The 20,752-nt window shown below is 68.6% G+C and carries 21 protein-coding genes; 10 read left to right on the top strand and 11 right to left on the bottom strand.

What is annotated here, in order from left to right:
• Nucleotides 1–30: 30 nt before the first annotated feature.
• Entirely contained in the window at nucleotides 31–375 is a 345-nt protein-coding gene (locus QNO11_RS16205) for a tryptophan synthase subunit alpha (protein WP_257507242.1), read from the top strand.
• Between the two features lie 63 nt (nucleotides 376–438).
• On the opposite strand, the gene trxA is transcribed toward QNO11_RS16205, so the two are convergent.
• From trxA to QNO11_RS16185, 4 genes are all read right to left on the bottom strand, one after another.
• Nucleotides 439–762 (bottom strand): thioredoxin, encoded by a 324-nt coding sequence (trxA, locus tag QNO11_RS16200; RefSeq protein ID WP_257507243.1) that lies wholly within the window; start codon nucleotides 760–762, stop codon nucleotides 439–441.
• A 58-nt stretch (nucleotides 763–820) separates the two neighbouring features.
• Entirely contained in the window at nucleotides 821–1,813 is a 993-nt protein-coding gene (gene trxB, locus QNO11_RS16195) for a thioredoxin-disulfide reductase (RefSeq protein WP_257507244.1), read from the bottom strand.
• Between the two features lie 111 nt (nucleotides 1,814–1,924).
• A complete protein-coding gene (gene murJ / locus QNO11_RS16190) occupies nucleotides 1,925–3,493 on the bottom strand; it encodes a murein biosynthesis integral membrane protein MurJ (protein WP_502883241.1) in 1,569 nt (522 codons plus the stop codon).
• Nucleotides 3,494–3,513: 20 nt separating this feature from the next.
• Nucleotides 3,514–5,745: a DUF6049 family protein gene (locus tag QNO11_RS16185; protein ID WP_257507246.1), complete on the bottom strand. Its 2,232-nt coding sequence runs from the start codon at nucleotides 5,743–5,745 to the stop codon at nucleotides 3,514–3,516.
• Nucleotides 5,746–5,862: 117 nt separating this feature from the next.
• Between QNO11_RS16185 and QNO11_RS16180 the strand changes: the two genes are divergently transcribed.
• Together QNO11_RS16180 and QNO11_RS16175 are read left to right on the top strand one after the other, a co-directional pair.
• Nucleotides 5,863–7,380, top strand: coding sequence for a DUF7059 domain-containing protein (locus tag QNO11_RS16180; RefSeq protein ID WP_257507247.1), 1,518 nt, complete (start codon nucleotides 5,863–5,865; stop codon nucleotides 7,378–7,380).
• 37 nt (nucleotides 7,381–7,417) lie between these two features.
• Nucleotides 7,418–8,845: a CCA tRNA nucleotidyltransferase gene (locus QNO11_RS16175; protein ID WP_257507248.1), complete on the top strand. Its 1,428-nt coding sequence runs from the start codon at nucleotides 7,418–7,420 to the stop codon at nucleotides 8,843–8,845.
• A gap of 252 nt (nucleotides 8,846–9,097) precedes the next feature.
• Here the strand turns inward: QNO11_RS16175 and QNO11_RS16170 are convergent, their stop codons facing one another.
• From QNO11_RS16170 to QNO11_RS16150, 5 genes are all read right to left on the bottom strand, one after another.
• On the bottom strand, nucleotides 9,098–9,781 hold the full coding sequence (locus QNO11_RS16170; RefSeq protein WP_257507249.1) for a hypothetical protein: 684 nt from the start codon (nucleotides 9,779–9,781) through the stop codon (nucleotides 9,098–9,100).
• A 61-nt stretch (nucleotides 9,782–9,842) separates the two neighbouring features.
• The gene (locus QNO11_RS16165; protein ID WP_257507250.1) at nucleotides 9,843–10,970 is read right to left on the bottom strand and encodes a hypothetical protein; all 1,128 of its coding nucleotides are present in this window, start codon (nucleotides 10,968–10,970) and stop codon (nucleotides 9,843–9,845) included.
• Nucleotides 10,971–11,022: 52 nt separating this feature from the next.
• The gene (locus QNO11_RS16160; RefSeq protein ID WP_308211101.1) at nucleotides 11,023–12,108 is read right to left on the bottom strand and encodes a hypothetical protein; all 1,086 of its coding nucleotides are present in this window, start codon (nucleotides 12,106–12,108) and stop codon (nucleotides 11,023–11,025) included.
• Nucleotides 12,109–12,119: 11 nt separating this feature from the next.
• The gene (locus QNO11_RS16155; RefSeq protein WP_257507252.1) at nucleotides 12,120–13,325 is read right to left on the bottom strand and encodes a DUF3137 domain-containing protein; all 1,206 of its coding nucleotides are present in this window, start codon (nucleotides 13,323–13,325) and stop codon (nucleotides 12,120–12,122) included.
• The gene (locus QNO11_RS16150) at nucleotides 13,322–14,416 is read right to left on the bottom strand and encodes a hypothetical protein (protein WP_257507253.1); all 1,095 of its coding nucleotides are present in this window, start codon (nucleotides 14,414–14,416) and stop codon (nucleotides 13,322–13,324) included. Before QNO11_RS16150 ends, QNO11_RS16155 begins: the two co-directional genes overlap by 4 nt.
• 118 nt (nucleotides 14,417–14,534) lie before the next feature.
• Between QNO11_RS16150 and QNO11_RS16145 the strand changes: the two genes are divergently transcribed.
• From QNO11_RS16145 to dnaB, 6 genes are all read left to right on the top strand, one after another.
• Nucleotides 14,535–14,717 carry a hypothetical protein gene (locus tag QNO11_RS16145; protein WP_257507254.1) on the top strand — a complete coding sequence of 61 codons (183 nt, stop codon included), beginning with the start codon at nucleotides 14,535–14,537 and terminating at the stop codon, nucleotides 14,715–14,717.
• 141 nt (nucleotides 14,718–14,858) lie between these two features.
• Entirely contained in the window at nucleotides 14,859–15,215 is a 357-nt protein-coding gene (rpsF, locus tag QNO11_RS16140; protein WP_257507716.1) for a 30S ribosomal protein S6, read from the top strand.
• A gap of 5 nt (nucleotides 15,216–15,220) precedes the next feature.
• The gene (locus QNO11_RS16135; RefSeq protein WP_257507255.1) at nucleotides 15,221–15,742 is read left to right on the top strand and encodes a single-stranded DNA-binding protein; all 522 of its coding nucleotides are present in this window, start codon (nucleotides 15,221–15,223) and stop codon (nucleotides 15,740–15,742) included.
• Between the two features lie 33 nt (nucleotides 15,743–15,775).
• Nucleotides 15,776–16,030, top strand: a complete 255-nt coding sequence (gene rpsR / locus QNO11_RS16130; protein ID WP_133541417.1) for a 30S ribosomal protein S18 — start codon at nucleotides 15,776–15,778, stop codon at nucleotides 16,028–16,030.
• 11 nt (nucleotides 16,031–16,041) lie between these two features.
• Complete coding sequence (gene rplI, locus QNO11_RS16125) at nucleotides 16,042–16,494, top strand: 50S ribosomal protein L9 (RefSeq protein ID WP_257507256.1); 453 nt, start codon at nucleotides 16,042–16,044, stop codon at nucleotides 16,492–16,494.
• A gap of 381 nt (nucleotides 16,495–16,875) precedes the next feature.
• Nucleotides 16,876–18,237 (top strand): replicative DNA helicase, encoded by a 1,362-nt coding sequence (gene dnaB / locus QNO11_RS16120; protein ID WP_257507257.1) that lies wholly within the window; start codon nucleotides 16,876–16,878, stop codon nucleotides 18,235–18,237.
• Nucleotides 18,238–18,306: 69 nt separating this feature from the next.
• Here dnaB and QNO11_RS16115 read toward each other — a convergent pair whose 3' ends face one another.
• Nucleotides 18,307–19,098 carry a DUF2382 domain-containing protein gene (locus QNO11_RS16115; RefSeq protein ID WP_257507258.1) on the bottom strand — a complete coding sequence of 264 codons (792 nt, stop codon included), beginning with the start codon at nucleotides 19,096–19,098 and terminating at the stop codon, nucleotides 18,307–18,309.
• Nucleotides 19,099–19,165: 67 nt separating this feature from the next.
• The gene (locus tag QNO11_RS16110; protein WP_257507259.1) at nucleotides 19,166–19,858 is read right to left on the bottom strand and encodes a hypothetical protein; all 693 of its coding nucleotides are present in this window, start codon (nucleotides 19,856–19,858) and stop codon (nucleotides 19,166–19,168) included.
• A 155-nt stretch (nucleotides 19,859–20,013) separates the two neighbouring features.
• Between QNO11_RS16110 and QNO11_RS16105 the strand changes: the two genes are divergently transcribed.
• On the top strand, nucleotides 20,014–20,730 hold the full coding sequence (locus QNO11_RS16105) for a TetR/AcrR family transcriptional regulator (protein ID WP_285169546.1): 717 nt from the start codon (nucleotides 20,014–20,016) through the stop codon (nucleotides 20,728–20,730).
• The last annotated feature ends 22 nt before the right edge of the window (nucleotides 20,731–20,752 follow it).

Raw genomic sequence — 20,752 nt, 5'->3', positions numbered from 1 at the left:
GACCCCGCCGGCCCCACGTAGGCTTGAAGAATGACAGCACACGAGCACAACGTCCCTCGCCGGGCGAGCCTCGAGCTGCTGCGCGCCGAGGCGACGGACGAGCTGTCCGTGCTGGTACACGAACGGCTGCGCGCGGGCGAGGATCCCTGGGATTTCATGGAGGACCTGCCCAGTGTCGATGAGCTCGTGGTGCTGATCCTGCGCGCCGAGAACATCGCCGCAGACGGCGGCACGCGCCCCACTGAAGCGCGCAATTACCGGGTGCTGCGCCAGATCGCCCTGGACTATCCAGAGCTCACCCGCGCGGTGTGGCGGCTGCTCGGGTCCGAGCCGCATCGCCGGTGGGATGCCACGGTGCGCGCCGAGGCATCCTGACTCTGAGACAACGAAAAGGCCCGATCAGATTGAATCTGACCGGGCCTTCGCCGTGCGGCTGAATCAGCCGATGTAGGACGCGAGGTCCTGCTCGAGCGCGAACTTCGGCTTGGCGCCGATGATCGTCTTCTCGACCTCACCCTTGCGGAACACCTTCATCGCGGGGATCGACGTGATCTGGTACTTCATCGCCAGCTCGGGGTTCTCATCGACGTTGAGCTTGAGGATCGTGATCTTGCCGGGGTGCTCCGACTGGATCTCGTCCAGGATCGGCGAGACCATGCGGCACGGGCCACACCATTCCGCCCAGAAGTCGACGAGCACGGGGCCGTCGGCGTCGAGCACGTCCTGCTGCCAGTTGTCGGTGGTGGTGGCCTTGGCGGTCATGATGTCTCCTTCGGAAGTCTGTCTGTGAGGTAACGCCGACGTGCGGCCGATTGTTCCGTCAGGCGCCGACTGTGGCGGCGTCGGGGAGTCCGTCGATCTGCGCCGCGTCCGTCTCGGGCAGGGACGCCTCACCGCGCGCGGCGAGGAAGTGCTCGACGTCCAGGGCCGCCACCGTGCCGCTGCCGGCTGCCGTGACAGCCTGGCGGTAGGTGGGGTCGATCACGTCGCCGGCGGCGAAGACGCCGGGCACCGAGGTGCGCGAGGACCGGCCGTGGACCCACACGGTGCCTTCCGGCGTGAGCTTGAGCTTGTCGTGCACGAGGTGGGTGCGCGGGTCATTGCCGATCGCGACGAACACGCCGTCGAGGGGGAGTTCGCGGCGGGAGCCGTCGACGGTGTTCTCCAGCACGACACCGGTCACCGCGTCGTCACCGAGGATGTCGACGACGTCGCTGTTCCACACGAATTCGATCTTGTCGTTCTTGAAGGCGCGCTCCTGCATGATCTTCGAGGCTCGCAACTGGTCGCGGCGGTGGATCACGTAGACCTTCGACGCGAACTTGGTGAGGAACGTCGCCTCCTCCATGGCGGAGTCGCCACCGCCGACGACGGCGATGACCTTCTCACGGAAGAAGAACCCGTCGCACGTGGCGCAGTAGGACACGCCGCGCCCCGACAGGCGGGACTCGCCCTCGATCCCGATCTTGCGGGGCGCCGATCCGGTGGCGAAGACGATCGACTCGGCCTGGTGGACGGCACCGCTGCCGAGGGTGACCGTCTTGAGGTCCCCGTCCAGGTCGAGCGACACAACGTCGTCATAGAGCACTTCGGCGCCGAATCGCTCGGCCTGCTCCTGCATCTTCGTCATGAGGTCCGGCCCCATGATGCCCTCGGGGAATCCGGGGAAGTTCTCCACATCGGTGGTGTTCATCAACTCTCCGCCGGCTTCGACGGAACTGGCGACGACGAGGGGTTCGAGGTTGGCCCGCGCCGCGTAGATGGCGGCGGTGTAGCCGGCGGGACCCGACCCGATGATGATGACCTGACGCACGTGTGCTGCTCCTTCGACGGCGGGTGAGGATTACCCGCTCATGCCTCAACACATGCTAGCCGCGGTGCATTCCGGGTGCCCCCGGGCGCACCGGATCCGCTCAGGTCGGGCTCAGCGTTTGCCGGGAAGCACGCGGCGCACCAGGCCCAGCGCCACCTGCAGTTCGGGGGCGCGGAGCAGCGCGAGGATCCCGACATAGACCGCGGCGACGACGGCACCGATGAGCATGGTCCCGAGGGCACCCTGCAGCTTGTCCGCCACCATCCAGCTGTCCTGCGCGCCGAACATCATGAACAGCGCCCAGCCGGCCCCACCGGCGGGCAGCGCGGCGAGGATGAAGCGTCCCAGCGCCGGCAGCCAGTGGCCCGCCCCGATGCGCCCCAGCCGACGGCGCAGCAGCACCGCCGCGATCACCAACGCCACCGTCAGCGCCACAGACTGCCCGAGGGCTACGCCGGCGGCTGTCAGACCGACCGGCAGGGTGGCGGCCAGCACGGCGGTGACCGCCACGATGATTGCCTGCGCGAGCGAGAACAGGAACGGCGTGCGGGTATCGCCGAGTGCGTAGAACGAACGCTGAATCGTGAACAGCACCGCGATCGGGATAAGGCCGACGAGATAGCCGCCCAGCACGAGTGCGCCTTCGACGGCGGTGGCCGCGTCGTTCGTGAAGATGCGCGAGACGGGCACCGCTGCGGCGGCCAGCGCTGCGGTGGCGCCCACGATCAGCACTCCGATGGAGCGGATGCTGGTGTCGATGTCGCGTCGCATGTCGTCGATACGGCCGTCAGCGGCATGCTCGCTGATCTGGGTGAAGTAGGGGATGCCGATGGACAGCACGATGATCGAATACGGCAGCATGAAGATGAGGTTTGCGTTGCCGGTGACCATGTTCGCTGCCGCCCCGGCGTCCGAGGCATCCGACAGCACGTTCGACTGCACGATCGCGCTCAGCTGGCCGACGAGAACCATGAGGAACGTCCAGCTCGCCAGGCGCCCGATGACGCCCAGGCCCATACCTCGCCAGCGGAAGTCCGGGCGCAGATGCAGGCCGGTGCGGCGCCAGAAGAACAGCAGCAGGATGGCCTGCACCACGATGCCCAGCGTTGCGGTGCCGGCGATCAGTGCGATCATCGCGGCATCCCACCCCTCGACGCCGGCGTAGGTCCCGTAGATGAGGATGAAGGTGCCGAAGCCGATGATCGACACGACGTTGTTGATGACCGGCGTCCAGGTGTACGGCCCGAAAACGCGGCGGGCGTTGAGCGTCTCACCCAGCAGGGCGTAGAGGCCGTAGAAGAAGATCTGCGGCAGGCACCAGTAGGCGAACACCGTCGCGAGAGCGTGCTGCTGCGGGGAGAATCCGCCGCCGTATAGCGACACCAGCAGCGGCGCGCACGCGACGGCGATCACCGTGATGCCCAGCAGCACCACCGAACCCAGGGTGATGAGCTTGGAGATGAACGCCTCACCGCCGTCTTCGCTGCGGCCGGCCGCGACGATCTGCGGCACGATCACCCCGGTGAGGATGCCCATCGACACGATGAGGAAGATCGCATTGGGGAGCTGGTTCGCCACGACGAACGCGTCGCCGGCCATCGCGGTCCCGACGGCCGTCACCAGCACGACGGAGCGCAGCAGGCCGGTGACGCGGGAGACCAGCGTTCCGGCGCCGATCATGACGCTTGCCCGGCCGATGCTCATCGTTGTCCGTCCTCGCCGGGCCGGTCAGCCTGGTCTATCTGTGGTGTTGCGGCGTGGTCCGCCCTGGCGCGGCGGCGCCGGCGTACCGTGCGCCACAAGCCGATCACGAGCAGACCCCCGACGACCACCGCGAGGGCGGCGACGCCGATCACCTCCCAGTCGGCGCGCACCAGCACCGTCGCGGTCTGGGCGGTGCCGATCGGGATGTAGCTCGGCGAGAGCAGTTCGAGGCGAAGATCGACCTCGCCGTTGCCGACACGCGCTTCGACGGGGATCTCGATGCGCGTGTTGGCTTCGGGCTCCGCTCGCACGGGCGAGGCCCGTTGCACGAGCAGACGCGGCGCCGAGGGCTGGGCGATGAGGACGACGTTGACCGGCCACTCCAGGCTGTTGCGCACCCAGATGCGCAGCGGCACGTTCTGACCCACGAGCGTGATGTCGGTCAATTGCGGGATGCTCACCGAACCCAGCGTTTGCACTGTCGCTTCTCGGTGCCGGGCGAGGGCGGCCTGCCACGCCTCGGCATCCGCAATCCAGGCACTCCCGAGGATCTGCAGCATCCCCGCGCGCTCCGGCGCGGTCAGCACGGTCGGGTCGTCGAGGATCGTGGCGAAGTCGGTGAGCGCCGCCTCATCCGCGAGGAGGTCGGTGACGGCGGTGGTGCGGGCCTCATCGGAGGCCACATCGGCGATGGAAACCGCGGCAGGCTCGCCCGAGACGAGGCTCTGCAGGGTCGCGGGGACGACGCCGGGCGCGGCATCCACGGTCGACAGTGCCATCGACATCGCGAGGCGGGAACGACCGTCGGCACGGTCCAGCGTCACCAGCAGCGGCCGGCCGCCGCTTTCCTGCACCGCGAACGCGAGGTGCGCGGTGGCCTCGGTGAGGGTCGCCGCGCGCAGTGCCCTCTCCTCCAGCTGCGACGCCCGGCGCAGTGCGTCTGAGATCGCCGAGTCGTACACCAGTACGGATGCCGCATCGGCGCGGGCGTGCGCAGCCAGGGTCGCGTCGTTTGCCCCCTGGGTCGTGGTGGCCGAGGGGATGAGCGTGAGCGAGGCCTGGTCGTCGGTGGTGAGGCCGCCCAGCGTTGCGACGACGGGGGCGTTGGCGGTGCCGGTGAACGGCCAGTACACGCCTTGGCGACTCCCGCCGACGGACAGCAGCTCTTCCAGAGTCGGGTACTCCGGGGCGCCCGGCGTCGGCGTCGGCGTCGGGGTCGGGCTGGGCTCGGAGGGTGTCAGCGGGTCGAGCGTCGGGGTCGGGGTCGGGGTGGCGTCGGCATCCGGAACGAAGTCGTCCGCCTCCAAGTAGGGCTGCAGGCTCGTGGGAGCAAGCGGCTGCGGCAGACCCGAGTTCAGCTGCGCGGCCACGTCGGCGTCGCCGAACTGCAGCGCGAACCGCTCATTGGGGAGCTGCTCCAGTCGTTGCAGCCACGCGGTGACGGCCTCCGGTGCCGCCGTGCCGAGGGCACGGATGGCGGCGGGGATAGCGGGGTCGATGGCAAGGATCGCGCTGGTACCCGCCACTGACTCCAGCTGCGCGGTCAGTCCGCCCTCCGGGGCGGTCAGCGCGACGAGCTCTTCGGCGGAGAGCAGCCCTTCCTCGAGCGCCGGCGCGGTGATGGGGACGGCAACGCCCACTCCGACCTCCGCCACGGCGTCGTCGGCGATCACCACCACGCTTGTGGTGACCAGGGTCCCTGAGGCGTTGGTGGCGGTCGCGCGCAGGGGGTAGACGCCGGGGGCGCGACCGGCCAGGAGCGGGCTGTCGGCGGCGACGGTGATGCCGACAGTGTCCCGGTCACCGGCCGCCACGGCTTCGACGAGGGTGGTGCCGGCCGGTTCCAGGTCGCGGCCGCGGCCATCGCCGGCGACCCAGTCCGACAGGGCTGCGCGATCGGGGAGGGCTGTCGTCCCCATTTCGAGAACGATCTCGGCGGCAGGAATGTCCATCAGGGTCCCGTTCGTCACCGTCGCCGACACTGTCAGCGCCGACCCGGCGGGCAGGGCACCGTCGCCGATCGGAGACAGGATGAGCTCGACCACGCCCGGAGCCGGTTCGGGCGTCCCGCTCGGGTCGGGGTCGGGGCTGCCTGCGGCCGACGTGGCCGCAGGGGCTGTCGGGACGGCAGCGGCGGTCAGGCCGGGCGCCACCGTGAGCAGCACCAGCAGTGCGGTCAGCAGCGCGACCAGCCACGGACGGCGTGGGGCGGCGGGGATGTCGGTCATGGTGGGCTTCGGCTCGGGTGCGATTCATGACCGCACGATCAGCCCGATTCTAGGCCGAGCGCCCTCCGAGGATCCCGAACGTCCGGGCGATCCGCCCGATGACGGTTGAATGGGAGCATGCCGACTCCTCCCGATCCCGCTGTGTGCCGCGCCCTGGCAGCCGACCTGCGGGGTGCGGGTTTCACCGCCGACGCCCTGCGCGAGGCGTGGGGCGAAGCGGCGGATGCCGCGATCGCGCGCGGTCTGCGCGGCCCCGCCGAACGGGCGCTCGCCGGCCGGGACGACGCCCTCGCGGTGCTGGCCCGGTTGTTCGTGCTCGGCCGGCCGCAGCAGGCAGCGGCGGTCGAGGCGGCCCTGCCCCGCACGACGGCGGCGGGGCTCGCCGCACTGGACCTGGCAGCTGCCGCGGCAGACGGACTGATCGCCCCGCGCGCGCTCATCCGGCCGCAGGAATTCTCCGATGCCGCCGGCGAGGTGCAGTGGTGGATCGCCAGCGACCTCGACGAGGCGGCGCTGGGCGGACCCCTCCCGGAGGGGCATGTTCTCGGTGTGGGCGGCGCGTCCCTGACGCTGGCGGGTCTGCAGCTGCCCGGGCGTGTCGGCCGGGTGCTGGACGTCGGCACCGGGTGCGGCATCCAGGCCCTGCGCGCCCGCCGCGATGCCGACCGCATCGTCGCGACCGATGTGTCGGAGCGGGCGCTGCACTTCACGCAGCTGAACGCGCAGCTCAACGGCGTCGACGGCATCGAGGTGCGGCTGGGGAGCCTGTTCGAACCGGTCACGGGCGAGCAGTTCGAACGGATCGTGTCCAACCCGCCCTTCGTGATCACGCCCCGCGCCGAGGGTGTTCCGGCCTACGAGTACCGCGACGGCGGGCTCGTCGGCGATGCGCTCGTCGCCGGTTTCGTCTCGGGCGTGGGGCCGCTCCTGGCTCCCGGTGGGGTGGCGCAGTTGCTCGGCAACTGGGAGTACCGCGATGGCGTCGATGGGCTCGATCGCGTGCGGCAGTGGGTCGCGGCATCCGATATTCCGTTGGACGCATGGGTCGTCGAGCGCGAGGTGCTCGACCCGCTGGCCTATGCCGAGCTGTGGATCCGCGACGGCGGCACTACACCGGGACCGGCGTTCACGCGCCTGGTCGATGCGTGGCTCGACGACTTCGCGGCGCGCGGGGTGACGGCGGTCGGGTTCGGATACGTGCTGCTGCACCGACCGGCACCCGCCGTGCCGACTCTCGCACGGTACGAGCGGGTGACGCAGGCGGTGCCGGGGCCGCTCGGCCCGCATCTGCAGGCGGCCCTCGACGCGCATGACCGGCTCAGCCGGCTGGACGACGATCAGCTGGCGGCCTCGGTGCTGCAGGTCGCGCCAGACGTGACCGAGGCGCGCCATCACCTTCCGGGGGCGGAGGCGCCCAGCGTGATCGAACTGCGCCAGGGCGGCGGGTTCGGGCGCACGCTCGAGGTCGACCCGGCGCTGGCTGGACTGGTCGGCGCGTGCGACGGCGACCTGAGCGTCGGCGTGCTCATGGGCGCGATCGCGCAGCTGCTCGAGGTGGATGCCGCGGCGTTGCGCGCCGACCTGCTCCCGCGGGTGCGGGAGTTGCTGTTCACCGGGTTCCTGACGTTCGCGTGAGCACGGCGCCCCGGTGGCGCTAGGTAGGCTCGACCGCATGCTCAATATGGCCGAGGGCCTCGTCCGCATCGGCGAGCTCGCCGCGTCGCCGGTGGTCGACACCCTGGCGACGGCGTTCGCGGATGCCGGATTCGAGCTGGCTCTGGTGGGCGGACCGGTCCGCGATGCCCTGCTGGGCCGCATCACGAACGACCTCGACTTCACCACGAACGCGCGCCCCGACGACATCCTGCGGATCGTCAAGCCGATCTCCAGCGCCCACTGGGACATCGGCCGCGAATTCGGCACGATCGGCGCGCGGGTGCGCGGCGAGCAGGTGGAGATCACCACCTACCGCGCCGACGAATACGACGGCACCACCCGCAAGCCCGTCGTCGCATTCGGTGACGACCTCGAGGGCGACCTCGCCCGACGCGACTTCACCGTCAACGCCATGGCGCTGCGGCTGCCGGGGCCCGCGCTGGTCGACCCCACCGGCGGCGTCGAAGACCTCATCACCGGCGTGCTGCGCACGCCCATCGACCCCGCCATCAGCTTCGGGGACGACCCGCTGCGCATGCTGCGAGCCGCTCGCTTCAGCGCGCAGCTGGGTTTCGACGTCGATCAGGCGACGGTGGCGGCGATGACGGCCCAGGCCCCGACGCTGTCGATCGTGAGCCCGGAGCGCATTCAGGGCGAGCTGGTCAAGCTGCTGCAGGCCGATGACCCGACGCGCGGCATCCGGCTGCTGGTCGACACCGGCCTGATGGCGCTGTTCCTGCCCGAAGTGCCGGCACTGCGCCTCGAGGTCGACGAGCACCACCACCACAAGGACGTCTACGAGCATTCGCTCACCGTGCTGCGCCAGGCGATCGAGCTGGAGCGGGAACGGCACCCGGATGCCACGCCCGACGTGCCGCTGCGCCTGGCCGCACTGCTGCACGACATCGGAAAGCCGGCCACCCGGCGGCTCGAGGACGGCGGCGGGGTCACCTTCCACCACCACGACATCAAGGGTGCGCGCCTGGCCCGCAAGCGCCTGCAGGCGCTGCGGTTCGACTCCGACACGATCGGCTCGGTCACCAAGCTCATCGAGCTGCACCTGCGCTTCTTCGGCTACGCCGAGGGGGCGTGGAGCGACTCCGCCGTGCGGCGGTACGTGCGCGATTCCGGCGACGAACTGGATCGCCTGCACATCCTCACCCGCGCCGACGTGACCACCCGCAACAAGCGCAAGGCCGCGCGGCTGCGTTCGGCGTACGACGACATCGAGCGGCGCATCGACGAGCTCGCCGAGCAGGAGCAGCTGGGAGCGATGCGCCCGGCACTGGACGGCAACCGGATCCAGGAGATCCTCGGCATCCGCCCCGGACCCGCCGTCGGCGAGGCGTACCGGTTCCTGCTGGACGTGCGCCTGGACGAGGGTCTGGTGGACGAGGCCGAGGCCGAGCGCCGCCTGCGCGAGTGGTGGGCCGCCCGCCCCTGACCCACCACCCAGACCGTGAGACCACAGCTGGTCGCCGAGACGATGGGAACTTCCCAGGGTCTCGGCGACCAGCTGTCGTTTCAGCGGGTGGTGGGGTGGGGTCAGGGGCGGATGCCGGGAGGGGGTGGATGCGGTGCGGGCGCGGGGGCGCATCACGATCGACGTCGTACCTGGGCGCGGCGCCGGCTTCTCGTACTTCGGGCTTGGGCTCGGGCCGGCACGGTGACCTGCGGCCACCCACGAACAGTCGGGCTACTGCACCACGCCGATGTCGCCGTTTCCAGTGGTGTCCCTGCTGAGCGCCTGTCTGAGAGTCGAGCGCTCCGGTAGCGGCCAGCGCTGTTCACGTCTCTTCTGATACTGCGCGCCCAGAACCATCAGCCTGCGTATGACGGGGACGCACGTGGCCGTGATCACCGCGGACACCACCGCCAGCGCGAGCATCGCGTGTCCCAGCGGTTGTTCTTCAGGGCGACTCCCGACGTAGATCGTGGCGGCGGCGACGCCACCCGCCAAGGTGCCCAGGATCGCCCACACCTGCAGGCACCTGACCGCGGTCTCCCAGGGGTGGGTGTCCTTGAGGAACCACCGCATCTGCCGGTCGCTCGGCCTGTTGCTGTGCAACCCGGTGCTGGCCGCGCGGAGCAGATCCCGGCGGCCGGCTGCTGTCCACGCCGAGTACAGCACGGCCAGAGGAAGGGAGCACGCTGCCAAGGCGGCGAGGGCTGCCAAGCCGACGGGGACCAGCTTTTCCTGCAACGTGCTGGGAATCGCGATGATGCTGTTCTCGTCCAGGAGGAGCAGCACGAACCAGGCGACCAGGGCGAACGCGACGACCAGGGCGGCACCGCCGAACGCCGCCTGGGCCAGCCCGAGGGTCCGGCAATACCGGCTCAGGGGGAACGTTACGGGCGTCTTGGCATGAGCCGACTTCATTTCGTCTGCTGATCTCCCGGCGGGATCAGCCGCTCGATAACGGACTCCCGGTGGGACACCTTTACCATCCGCCGAATCCCAACACGTCCACGAGCCACACCCCCGCGATCACGGCCGTGATGACGACCGCGAGCCACGGGAACCCTCGGGCCAGACGGCGTCCCTGGGGCGCGACACCCGGAGGCGGGCGCAGGAGCCCTGCGGGAGGGACGAAGGGGAGGGATGCCGCGGTCGTGCCGCCCGCCGCAATGGGCGTGCCCGCCAGGGCGGCGTGGTTGCCGGTGGCCGCGGTCTGCAGCCGGTCGTCGCGCCAGCGCTCCCACTGGTCGAGTTTGTCGAGCACGGCCCCCACGGCGCCGAACAGCCACGCCCAGGTCTCCGGGTCGGTCGAGGAGACGGGCCGCTTGGTATAGAGGAAGAGCCAATCGTCCACGATCTCCACGTCCAGTGCGGCCGCGTTGTCGATGAACCGTGCCATGACGTCGGGGGTGAACAGATACAGCGCGTCCGGCTCGTACCCTTCGGGGCAGTACAGCGCGAAGTGGCGGTCGAAGTCGCCTTCGAGACTCAGTCGCTGATCCTTGCGGTACGTCGTCGGCAGGTTGGAGCCGAGCAGGCTGTTGTTCCCGGTGGCATCCAGCACGATGTGCGGCAGCGGCACATCGAGCTTGACGGCGACGTATCCCCAGCGGTGGGTTCTGCGATGCTTGCCGGAACCGGTCGTATACACATAGTTCGCGAACTCGACGAACCGGGGCTCCTGACCGCGCACGACGTCGTGGCTTTGGCGGCTCGAGCCGATGTCGAAGATCATCCCCGGCAATCGTTTGCCCGCCACCTCCGGCACGTAGCTCATGCCGTTCGCCCGCGCGAAGCGGTCCAGGCGGTAGCGGCGCGCCGCCGCGCGTCGCTCCGAGATGAACATGCCGAGCACGGCGATGCCGACGCAGGCTGTCAGCACCTGGAAAAAGCCCGTGTTGAAGGATGCCCCTGTCGTCACGGCTTCGAGGACCATCATGCCGACGAAGAGCGCGACGAGTATCGCGAGGGCGATGAGGCTGGATGCCAGCCCGTTGGTGGCGCGCCCCGACTTGTGCAGCTGTGTGGCGAACGCGCGGACGGCCGCGCGGTCCACGCGTTCAGTGAGCGGTCGGGCATCGAACGGCACGGGCGCCACGGGGGTGCTCATCGAGCGGATTCCAGCATGGTGCCCAGGTTAGCGAAGCGCGACGACGACGGCGTCAGTCGAGCCACAGCTGGGCAAGCCACACCAGGGCGAGCGCGACGCAGCCGATGGTCGCCAGCCACGGGAAGCTCGTCGCCAGGCGCCGACCCGGTGCGGCGACTCCGGGCGGCGGCCGCAGCAGCTCCGCCGGAGCGGCGAACGGCAGCCAGGTCGCGGCCATGCTGCCCGCCGCGGCGTGCCCGGTAGCCGTAGTGCTCAGCCGGTCGTCGCGCCACCGCTCCCACTGCGCGAGCTTGTCCAGCACCGCCCCGACTGCGCCGAACAGCCACGCCCAGGTCGCCGGGTCGGTGGAGGACGCGTCCCGCTTGGTGAAGAAGAAGAGCCAATCGTCGACGATCTCGACATCGAGTTCGGCCGCGTTGTCGATGAAGCGCGCCATGACGTCGGGGGTGAACAAGTACAGGGCGTCCTGCTCGTATCCGGCCGGGCAGTACAGCGAGAAGAACCGGTCGAAGTCGCCCTCCAGGCTGAGGCGCTGATCCTTCTGGAAGGTCGTGGGCAGGTTGGATCCGAACAGGCCGTTGTTTCCGGTGGCATCCAGCACGATGTGCGGCAGCGGCACATCGAGCTTGACGGCAACGTAGCCCCACCGGTAGCTCTTGCGACTCTTGCCGCCGCCCGTGGTGTACACGTAGTTCCCGAACTCGACCGCCCGAGGCTCCTCACTGCGCACCACGTCAAGGCCGCGGCGGTTGGATCCGATGCCGAAGATCATCCCCGGCAACCGCGTGTTCGCCGCCTCCGGCACGTAACTCATCCCGTTCGCCCGCGCGAAGCGGTCCAGGCGGTAGCGCCGCGCCGCCGCGCGTCGCTCGAAGATGAACATCCCGACCGCGGCGATGCCGAGGGCGATCGTCAGCAACCACAGGAAGAAGAGGCCGGCGTTGAGGGGTAACCCTGTCGTCACGTCGAGGAGCAGCATGCCGGCGAAGAACGCGACGGCTACCGCGAGGAGGATCAGGCTGGCCCCCTCCCCGTTGCGGGCGCGCCCCGACTTGTGCAGCTCTTTGGCGAACGCGCGGACAGCCGCGCGGTCCACGCGTTCGGTGAGCGGTCGGGCATCGAACGGCACGGGTGCCACAGCCGGACCCGTCATCCGAAGACGCCGAAGATGCCGGACATGGCGATCTGCAGGCCGAGCCAGACGACGCCGATCACCGAGAGGATGATGATCGTCGCCCACGGCACGCGGCGCTGCAAGCGTCGTCCGGTCGGGGAGACGCCGGGCGGCGGCTGCAGCACGCCGGGCGGCGCGGTGAACGGCAGCGCCTGAGCGCCACCGGCCGCCGCATGCGCCTGCGCGTACTGGGCGTGCCCTTGGGCTTGGGCGTGCCCGTGATCGAGTGCGGGTGCGGGCATCGGTGCCACGAGCCGCTCGTCGCGCCACCGCTCCCACTGCTCGAGCTTGTCGAGCAGGGTCGCCACGACGGAGAACAGCCACGCCCACATCCGGGGGTCGAAGGTCGAGAAGTCGCGCCTGGCGTAGAGGAAGAGCCAGTCGTCCACGATCTCCACATCCAGCGCCGCGGCGTTGTCGATGAAGCGGGTCATGATGTCGGGGGTGAACAGGTACAGCGCGTCGCGCTCGTATCCCGCGGGGCAGTACAGCGTGAAGTAGCGGTCGAAGTCGCCCTCCAGGCTGAGCCGCTGTCCCTTGTCGAACGACGTCGGGAGGTTCGATCCCAGCATGCCGTTGTTACCGACGGCATCCAGCACGATGTGCGGCAGTGGGGCGTTCAGCTTGATCGCGATGTAGCCCCACCGGTGGGTCTGCGTGTTCTTGCCCGAGCTTGTCGTGTACCGGTAGTTTGCGAACTCCACGAACCGCGGCTGCTCGCCACGGAGGATGTCGGTTGCGGTCCGCCCGTCCCCCTGCCCGAAGATCATGCCCGGCAACCCGGGCGCCTTCACTTCGGGGTACCAGGTGAGGCCGTTGGCCGCCGCGAACCGGTCGAGGCGGTACCAGCGCTCGGCGGCGGTGTGCGACGACCGCACGGCGATCACCACGACGATGGCGATCACCCCGCCCAGGATGAGAATCGGCACGAGCGAGAACAGGCCGAAGAGCCCACCGCCGGCCGCGATGAAGCTGAAGAAGATCCCGCCCATGGAGGCGAAGCTGCCGGCGATCAACAGCACGACGACGATGGTCACCACCGTCGCCACCGATATCTCGCCAGCGCGCGGCGCGCGGCCCGCGGCGATGAGGTGCTTCTTGTGGGCGATGATGGTCGCCCGGTCGACCGGCTCGCTGAGCGCGCGCGGATCGAATTGCACGGATGCCGCAGGCGTGGTCATCGGAAGAGCTCCCCGAGGTTGTCGAAAAGGCCGGTCTGCCACACAATACCGATCGCGCCGACGGTGGCCATCGCGCAGATCGCAGTCCAGGGCACGTGTCGCCGCAGCCGTCGTCCCGTCGCGGCGACGCCGAGTGGCGGCGGCGCGAGGACGGGGATGACCCGGGGCGCCTCGCGGGCGTCGATCGCTCGCGGCGTTCTGGCAGCCGGCACGCCCAGGCGGTCGTCTCGCCAGCGCTCCCACTGCGCGAGCTTGCCCAGCAGCGCGTCGATGACAGAGAACAACCACTGCCAGGTCGCAGGGTCGAGGGTGGAGAGTTCCCGCCTTGAGTAGAGGAACAGCCAGTCGTCGATGATCTCGACGTCCAGGGCCGCGGCGTTGTCGATGAACCGGGCCATGATGTCGGGCGGGAACAGGTACAGGGCGTCCTGCGCGTAGCCGGTGGGGCAATACAGCGTGAAGTAGCGGTCGAAGTCGCCCTCGAGACTCACGCGCTGCTGCGCGTCGAAGGTGGCGGGGAGGCTCGAGCTCATCAGGCTCTCGTTGCCGACGGCATCCAGCACGATGTGCGGCAGCGGCGAGCCCAGCTTCACCGCGACATACCCCCAGGCCTTCACGTCCCGCAGGCCCGCGGTGTTGGTGAGGCGCCGATAACTGGCGACTTCGATTCGCCGCGGGTGCTCGATCCGCATGACGTTGTGGGACACGCCAACGCTGCCGGCGGCGAAGATCATGCCCGGCATCCTCGGGTCGTGCACGGCGGCGTCCCAGACCATGCCGTTGGCCGCGGCGAAGCGCTCGAACCGGTAGTAGTTCACCGCCTGCATCGAAACGAGCGCAGTGGTGAGCGAGACGCCGACCATCCAAAGCACGCCGAGCACCGCGACGAAGGATGAGGCTACGTACAGCCCGGTACAGAAGAGCACGAAGCCCATGATCATCAGGAACGCCTGCACCCCGCGGCCGACGGCGATCTCGGGGGCGCGTCCCTCGCTGATAAGTTGCCGCGCGCGGGCACGGGCGACCCCGGGGTCGACCCGCTCGGTGAGCGGTCGGACGTCGAGCGGCACGGATGTCGCGGGCGGTGTCATCGGGTCTCCCTGTTCGCGACCACGCTATCCGCCGCCCCGCCCCGTCCCGTCCCCGCCGCCGCTGCCGAGTGAGTATTCACGCCGCCGAGTGAGTATTCACGCTGCCGAGTGAGTATTCGTGCTCCCGAGCGTCCCGGCATCCACCCGCCAGTTCGTCGGGGATCTGCAGTTCTTCGGACCCCTGCGCGTGATGGCATCCGACGTACTGTCGTTCTCCGAAGTTGCGGCGCAGGACGGGACAGGATGCCGCGCGCCGCCGGCCCGGAATCCTGCGGTGCCGTCGCTCAGCGGCATCCGCTAGACTGTCCAGGTTGTCTGTCCAGCGCCCCTGCGCGCGTACGGCCGGACACGTGCACATACCCTCCTGCTTTCGAGAAATGCTCGGAAGCCGTTCTAGTCCGAAGGAGGTGGGTCAGTGACGCACACACACCAGTACGAACTCATGGTGATCCTCACCCCAGAAATCGACGAGCGTCTCGTCGCCCCTAACCTTGAGAAGTTCCTCAAGGTCATCACCAATGATGGGGGCACGATCGACAACGTCGACATTTGGGGTCGCCGTCGTCTCGCATACGAGATCGAGAAGAAGACCGAGGGCGTCTACGCCGTCGTCAACTTCACGGCCACGAGCGAGGCCACGCAGGAGCTTGACCGCCAGCTGAAGCTGAGCGAGCAGATCATGCGTACCAAGGTTCTGCGCGCCGAAGAAGGCATGGCTCTGGTCGCTGCCGAGAAGGAGCGTTCCGACGCGAAGGCCGCCCGCAAGGCTGCCGCGCCCGCGAAGGCCCCGAAGGCGTAATCACCATGGCTGGCGAGACTCTCATCACCGTTGTGGGAAACCTCACGGCAGACCCCGAACTGCGTTACACGCAGGGCGGACTGCCCGTCGCGAACTTCACGATCGCGTCGACGCCGCGCACCTTCGATCGTCAGGCGAACGAGTGGAAGGACGGCGAAGCGCTGTTCCTCCGCGCGAGCGTCTGGCGCGACTTTGCCGAGCACGTGGCCGGTTCGCTCACCAAGGGCATGCGGGTCATCGCCAGTGGTCGCCTCAAGCAGCGTTCCTACCAGGACCGCGAGGGGCAGAACCGCGTCTCGATCGAACTCGAGGTCGATGAAATCGGCCCGTCGCTGCGTTACGCGACCGCTCAGGTCACGCGTACCAGCAGCAACAGCGGAGGCGGCGGCGCATCCGGCGGCGGCGGGGGCGGACAGCAGTCCCGCCCGCAGCAGCAGGTCGCCGACGAGCCTTGGGCAACGCCCGGTTCGGCAACTCCCGACGCGTGGAGCGCTCCCGGCGCTTACGGCGACGACACACCCTTCTGATCCTCGGATCACCAACTCTCGTAAGGAAACACCATGGCTGGAAAGTCGAGCGGCGACCGCCGCAAGCCGCGGAAGGGCGCGAAGAACGCGGCCCCCGCGAAGGCGATCCGTGTCGGCGTCATTGACTACAAGGACGTCGCCACTCTTCGCAAGTTCATCTCGGAGCGTGGGAAGATCCGCGCCCGTCGTATCACCGGGGTTTCGGTGCAGGAGCAGCGTCTGATCGCCAAGGCGATCAAGAACGCACGCGAGATGGCGCTCCTGCCCTACGCCGGCGCTGGCCGGTAAGGGGTCCCGATATGGCAAAGCTGATTCTCACGAATGAGGTCGCCGGGCTCGGTAGCGCCGGTGACGTGATCGAGGTCAAGAACGGGTACGCCCGCAACTACCTCATCCCCCAGGGCTTCGCAGTGGCATGGAGCCGCGGTGGCGAGAAGCAGGTGGCGTCCATCCGCGCCGCTCGCGAGTCGCGCGCGATCCACGACCACGAAGAGGCCGTGACCCTGAAGAACTCGCTGGAGTCGACCAAGGTGCGTCTGGCCGTCAAGGCCGGCGCCGAGGGTCGCCTGTTCGGTTCGGTCAAGACCGGTGACGTCGCTGACGCGGTCAAGGCCGCCGGGCTCGGCGAGCTGGACAAGCGCAAGATCCACATCACCTCCCCGATCAAGGCCGTGGGCGAGCACGAGGCGACGATCCGCCTCCGTGACGACCTCACCGCCGTGATCACGCTGCAGGTGGTTGCCGCCAAGTAAGCGGTAGCAACAGACGGATGCCGTGGACCTTCGGGTTCACGGCATCCGTTTTTTGCGCCCCTGGCGGGGTTTTTGCGTCGCTGATTCCACACCGAGGCTGTGTATAACCCCGCAACCGTCCCCAACCTTCAACATGCACTTCAACCACAAACTCATCCACAGGCTGTGGGAAGAAAAAGGCCAGGTCAAACGGAGGATCAGTGTTCACCCTCCACGTCATCCCGGGCGTTTTCCACAGGTGTTGTACACAGGCTAGGCGGCGTTTCGCGCAGGCTTTCCACAGAGTTATCCACAGGCTCAGTTGCGTGTGTCGGTGGCCATGCATAGCGTGAGTTCGTCCCACCCCGACATTCCCCCCAAACCCGACGGAGGTACGCGCGCGTGTCGATCGCTGATATCTCCGACGAACGTCTCGGCGGACGCCGTGAACACGAGCGCACCCCACCGCACGACACCCTCGCGGAGCAGAGTGCGCTGGGTGGAATGCTGCTGTCCAAGGATGCCGTCGCCGACGTCATCGAGACACTGCGCGGTGCCGACTTCTACGTCCCCAAGCACGAACTGATCTTCGAGGCCATCCTCAGCCTCTACTCGCACGGCGAGCCCACCGACGTCGTGGCGGTCACCGATGAGCTGATCAAGACCGGTGAGCTGCAGCGCGCCGGCGGCGCCGACTACCTGCACTCGCTCACCTCGATCGTGCCGACGGCGGCCAACGCCGGCTACTACGCATCCATCGTCTCCGAGCGGGCACTGCTGCGCCGCCTGGTCGAAGCCGGCACCCGCATCGTGCAGATGGGCTACTCCGGTCAGGGCGAGGCTGTCGAGCTGGTCAACAACGCGCAGGCCGAGATCTACGCCGTGACCGGCGCCGAGACCGGCGAGGACTACGTGCCACTCGAGATCGCCGTCACCTCGGCGATCGACGAGATCGAGGCCGCGCGAGGGCGCGACGGCTCGATGACCGGCATCCCCACGGGGTTCGCGCAGCTGGACGAGCTGACCAACGGGCTGCACGGCGGCCAGATGATCGTGGTGGCCGCCCGCCCCGCCATGGGTAAGTCCACGCTCGCGCTGGACTTCGCCCGGGCGGCGGCGATCAAGAACAACATGCCGACCATCGTCTTCTCCCTCGAGATGGGGCGCAGCGAGATCGCGATGCGCCTGATGAGCGCCGAGGGCGCCGTGCCGCTGCAGAACATGCGCAAGGGCACGCTGGACTCCCGCGACTGGACCACGATCGCCGCGACCCGCGGCCGCATCAACGACGCCCCGTTGTACATCGACGACAGCCCCAACATGACGCTGGTCGAGATCCGCGCGAAGTGCCGGCGGCTCAAGCAGCGTGTGGGCCTGAAGATGGTCATCATCGACTACCTGCAGCTGATGACCAGCGGCAAGAAGGTCGAATCCCGCCAGCAGGAGGTCAGCGAGTTCTCGCGTGCCCTCAAGCTGCTCGCGAAGGAACTGCAGGTACCCGTGATCGCGCTGTCACAGTTGAACCGTGGATCCGAGCAGCGCACCGACAAGCGGCCGCAGGTGAGTGACCTTCGTGAGTCCGGCTCGATCGAGCAGGATGCCGACATGGTCATGCTGCTGCACCGCGACTCGGTCTACGACAAGGACACCCGACCCGGCGAGGCGGACCTGATCGTCGCAAAGCACCGTAACGGTCCCACCGCGACCATTGAGCTGGCGTTCCAGGGTCACTTCTCGCGCTTCACCGACATGGCGCCGGTCTAGGACTAGCGCATAACCACGAAAGCCCGCGGAATCCGCGGGCTTTCGTGGTTGCTCGGGCTGACTGAGTGGTCAGGCGCGGTCGGCGCGGTTCGTGCCGTCGTCGTAGTCGATCTGTTCCTTGCGAACCTGCTCGGTGACCGTCTCCTCCTCGGTCACGGTTTCCGTTCCCAGGCGGACACGCTCGACCGGAACGGTCTCCTTGGCGATGACGGGCCGCTCCTCAGTGAGGACGACCTCGTGCTCTTCCTCGCTGATGGCTGGCCCGTCCATGGCATCCGCGACGTTGGCGTCGGTGATGGGTTCGCGTTCCAGCCGTACTTCCTCATGGCTCACGGGGACAGTGACGGTCTTCTCCTCGGTGACGACGTACTTCCGCAGCCGTGCGCGACCGGTCTGAACCTTCTCGGTGCCCACGCGGAGGCGCTCCTCGGACCGGGTCATCGCATCGTCGGTGGTCGGACCGGACGTGTCATACCCGGTGCTCGTGTTCACCGCCTCGTCACTGGCGTCACGGACGGTACCGGTGCCTTCAGCGGCGCCGGTGTTGCGGGAACCGTTGCCGTAGTAGACGTACAGCTCGTCTTCCTGCGCGTGCTCCAGTGCCCCGTCCGCGTCGATGCGCGGTGCGTTCTTGACGAACTCTTTCGCGTAGCTCACCCGGAGGTTCTCGCCCTCCTGGTTGGCGTCGTCGAGGGGCACGAAGGACCCCGAGGTGCCGAAGAAACCGGTGCGCACCGCCGCCCAGGTGGGCGCCCCGGTATCGGTGTCGAGGTAGATCTGCTCGAGCGTGCCGATCTTCTCCCCGTCGGAGTCGATCACCGCTGCTCCCATGAGACCGCCGATGTTTTCTGTGCTGATCATGACTGCTTCCTATCGTTCGTTTGTTCGTACGTGTTGAGACCGGCGCGGGGCCCGCGACCGGGTCGTGTCACCGGGTTGTGGTGACCGGCACGGTAGTCGTGTCGGGGTCACGCTTGACGACGCTCCGCACGCCGAGCATCCCGCCGAGGGCCGCGATCACCGCACCGAGCAGCAGGCCGGCGAAGCCCCACCACGAGGCGGCTTGAGCAGTCGCAGCGGCATCCTCCGCCGTCTGCTGCGCGTCCTGCAGCGCCTCATCGGTCTGCTCCTGCGCTTCTTCTTCGTCGACGTTGCTCTGCACGTCCTCGACGACCTGGGTGACGTCGGTCCCTGATAGTGCCTGGGTGGCGGAGCTGACGACGCCGCCGAGCAGGCTGGCGCTGAGCCACACAGTCAGGGCGAGAGCGACCACCAGGGACGTCGCCCAGGTCAAGAATCCGTGCAGCAGCCCGCTGCGCACGGCCAGTGCGCCGGCGACGAAACCTGCCGCGGCAAGGGCGATCACCAGGGCGATGACGCTCCAGATGGTCGCCCCGATGCCCGAGCCGCCCAGGCCGATGCCGGCGGTGACGAGCGAGAGCAGGATGGTGACGGCCAGAAAGGTCACCACCCCGGCGATGATGGACCCCCACGACACGTTCGCCGTGCGGCCGCCCCGTTCGGTGCCGATCAGCGACTCCTTCGCGGCGTCGTCATTGTGGTCCGTGATGATCGGGCGCGCGGCGGCGCTGTCGGGGTTGTGAGTGCGATTGTTTGCCATTGTGTCGATCCCTTGGGTCGGGGCGTCGGAGCCGCACGTGTCGAAACGTGCGGTCCGGCCACCTGCCCGCTTACACCGTAAGCAAGCTAGCGTGACAGTACAGCCCCGGGACTGACTTGGCGAGGGGGGTTGCGTGCGGTGGGAGGGAAGGTGCCATGAGCGTCCGGGTGACGAAGAAGCCGACGGGTACGCAGTCCCGTCGCCTGAGCCGGGCCCTGATCATCGAGACCGCGCTTGCCCAGATCGACCGGCGTGGTGCGCAGGGGCTGTCGATGCGCTCCTTGGCGCAGGAGCTCGGTGTTGAGGCGATGTCGCTGTACCGGCACGTACACGGGCGAGAGGATCTGCTGGAGGGGGTGGTGGCGCTGCTGATGGAGAACCTGACCTCCGATCTTGACGATGAGCTCGCCGAACACTGGCAGGGGTTCCTACAAACCGTCGCCCACCACGTCCGCCAGATCGCGATTGATCATCCGCTCGCGTTTCCGCTGGTCGCCACCCGGCACCCGGCTGCCCCCTGGCTGCGCCCCCCGCTTCGCAGCGTCGAAGTGGTCGACACGTTCCTCGGCACCCTCATCGGGCACGGGTTCACCGACCAGCAGGCCGTGGATGCCTACCGGTCCTTCAGTAGCTTCCTGCTCGGCCAACTGCTCCTGGAATCAGCCGTGCGCGGCGCGGAAACCGGCCCGGTCGAAGAACCTCTCGACGAAGGCGACGCCACCATCCCCGAAGGCGACGGGCAGGTCAGTCTGGAGGCCGCACCCGAAGTGAAACGCCTCCGAACCCTCCTCAGTGAAGACCGCACCGACGAGGAATTCGAAGTCTCACTCGAGGCACTGCTGGACCGGTTGAATCGCGAGCTGACCCAATAACGAGCAAGCCCTGCCGGCGATG

The sequence above is a fragment of the Microbacterium sp. zg-B96 genome, from assembly GCF_030246865.1.
In the GTDB taxonomy this organism is placed as follows: Bacteria; Actinomycetota; Actinomycetes; order Actinomycetales; family Microbacteriaceae; genus Microbacterium.
This window is presented reverse-complemented; position numbering and strand designations above follow the sequence as displayed.

Excerpts from the sequence above, each read along its gene's own strand:
- QNO11_RS16205 (WP_257507242.1), top strand. The coding sequence starts at position 31 with ATGACAGCACACGAGCACAACGTCCCTCGCCGGGCGAGCCTCGAGCTG.
- trxA (WP_257507243.1), bottom strand. The coding sequence starts at position 762 with ATGACCGCCAAGGCCACCACCACCGACAACTGGCAGCAGGACGTGCTC.
- murJ (WP_502883241.1), bottom strand. The coding sequence starts at position 3,493 with ATGATCGGCGCCGGAACGCTGGTCTCCCGCGTCACCGGCCTGCTGCGC.
- QNO11_RS16185 (WP_257507246.1), bottom strand. The coding sequence starts at position 5,745 with ATGACCGACATCCCCGCCGCCCCACGCCGTCCGTGGCTGGTCGCGCTG.
- QNO11_RS16180 (WP_257507247.1), top strand. The coding sequence starts at position 5,863 with ATGCCGACTCCTCCCGATCCCGCTGTGTGCCGCGCCCTGGCAGCCGAC.
- QNO11_RS16175 (WP_257507248.1), top strand. The coding sequence starts at position 7,418 with ATGCTCAATATGGCCGAGGGCCTCGTCCGCATCGGCGAGCTCGCCGCG.
- QNO11_RS16170 (WP_257507249.1), bottom strand. The coding sequence starts at position 9,781 with ATGAAGTCGGCTCATGCCAAGACGCCCGTAACGTTCCCCCTGAGCCGG.
- QNO11_RS16165 (WP_257507250.1), bottom strand. The coding sequence starts at position 10,970 with ATGAGCACCCCCGTGGCGCCCGTGCCGTTCGATGCCCGACCGCTCACT.
- QNO11_RS16155 (WP_257507252.1), bottom strand. The coding sequence starts at position 13,325 with ATGACCACGCCTGCGGCATCCGTGCAATTCGATCCGCGCGCGCTCAGC.
- QNO11_RS16150 (WP_257507253.1), bottom strand. The coding sequence starts at position 14,416 with ATGACACCGCCCGCGACATCCGTGCCGCTCGACGTCCGACCGCTCACC.
- rpsF (WP_257507716.1), top strand. The coding sequence starts at position 14,859 with ATGGTGATCCTCACCCCAGAAATCGACGAGCGTCTCGTCGCCCCTAAC.
- QNO11_RS16135 (WP_257507255.1), top strand. The coding sequence starts at position 15,221 with ATGGCTGGCGAGACTCTCATCACCGTTGTGGGAAACCTCACGGCAGAC.
- rpsR (WP_133541417.1), top strand. The coding sequence starts at position 15,776 with ATGGCTGGAAAGTCGAGCGGCGACCGCCGCAAGCCGCGGAAGGGCGCG.
- rplI (WP_257507256.1), top strand. The coding sequence starts at position 16,042 with ATGGCAAAGCTGATTCTCACGAATGAGGTCGCCGGGCTCGGTAGCGCC.
- QNO11_RS16115 (WP_257507258.1), bottom strand. The coding sequence starts at position 19,098 with ATGATCAGCACAGAAAACATCGGCGGTCTCATGGGAGCAGCGGTGATC.
- QNO11_RS16110 (WP_257507259.1), bottom strand. The coding sequence starts at position 19,858 with ATGGCAAACAATCGCACTCACAACCCCGACAGCGCCGCCGCGCGCCCG.
- QNO11_RS16105 (WP_285169546.1), top strand. The coding sequence starts at position 20,014 with ATGAGCGTCCGGGTGACGAAGAAGCCGACGGGTACGCAGTCCCGTCGC.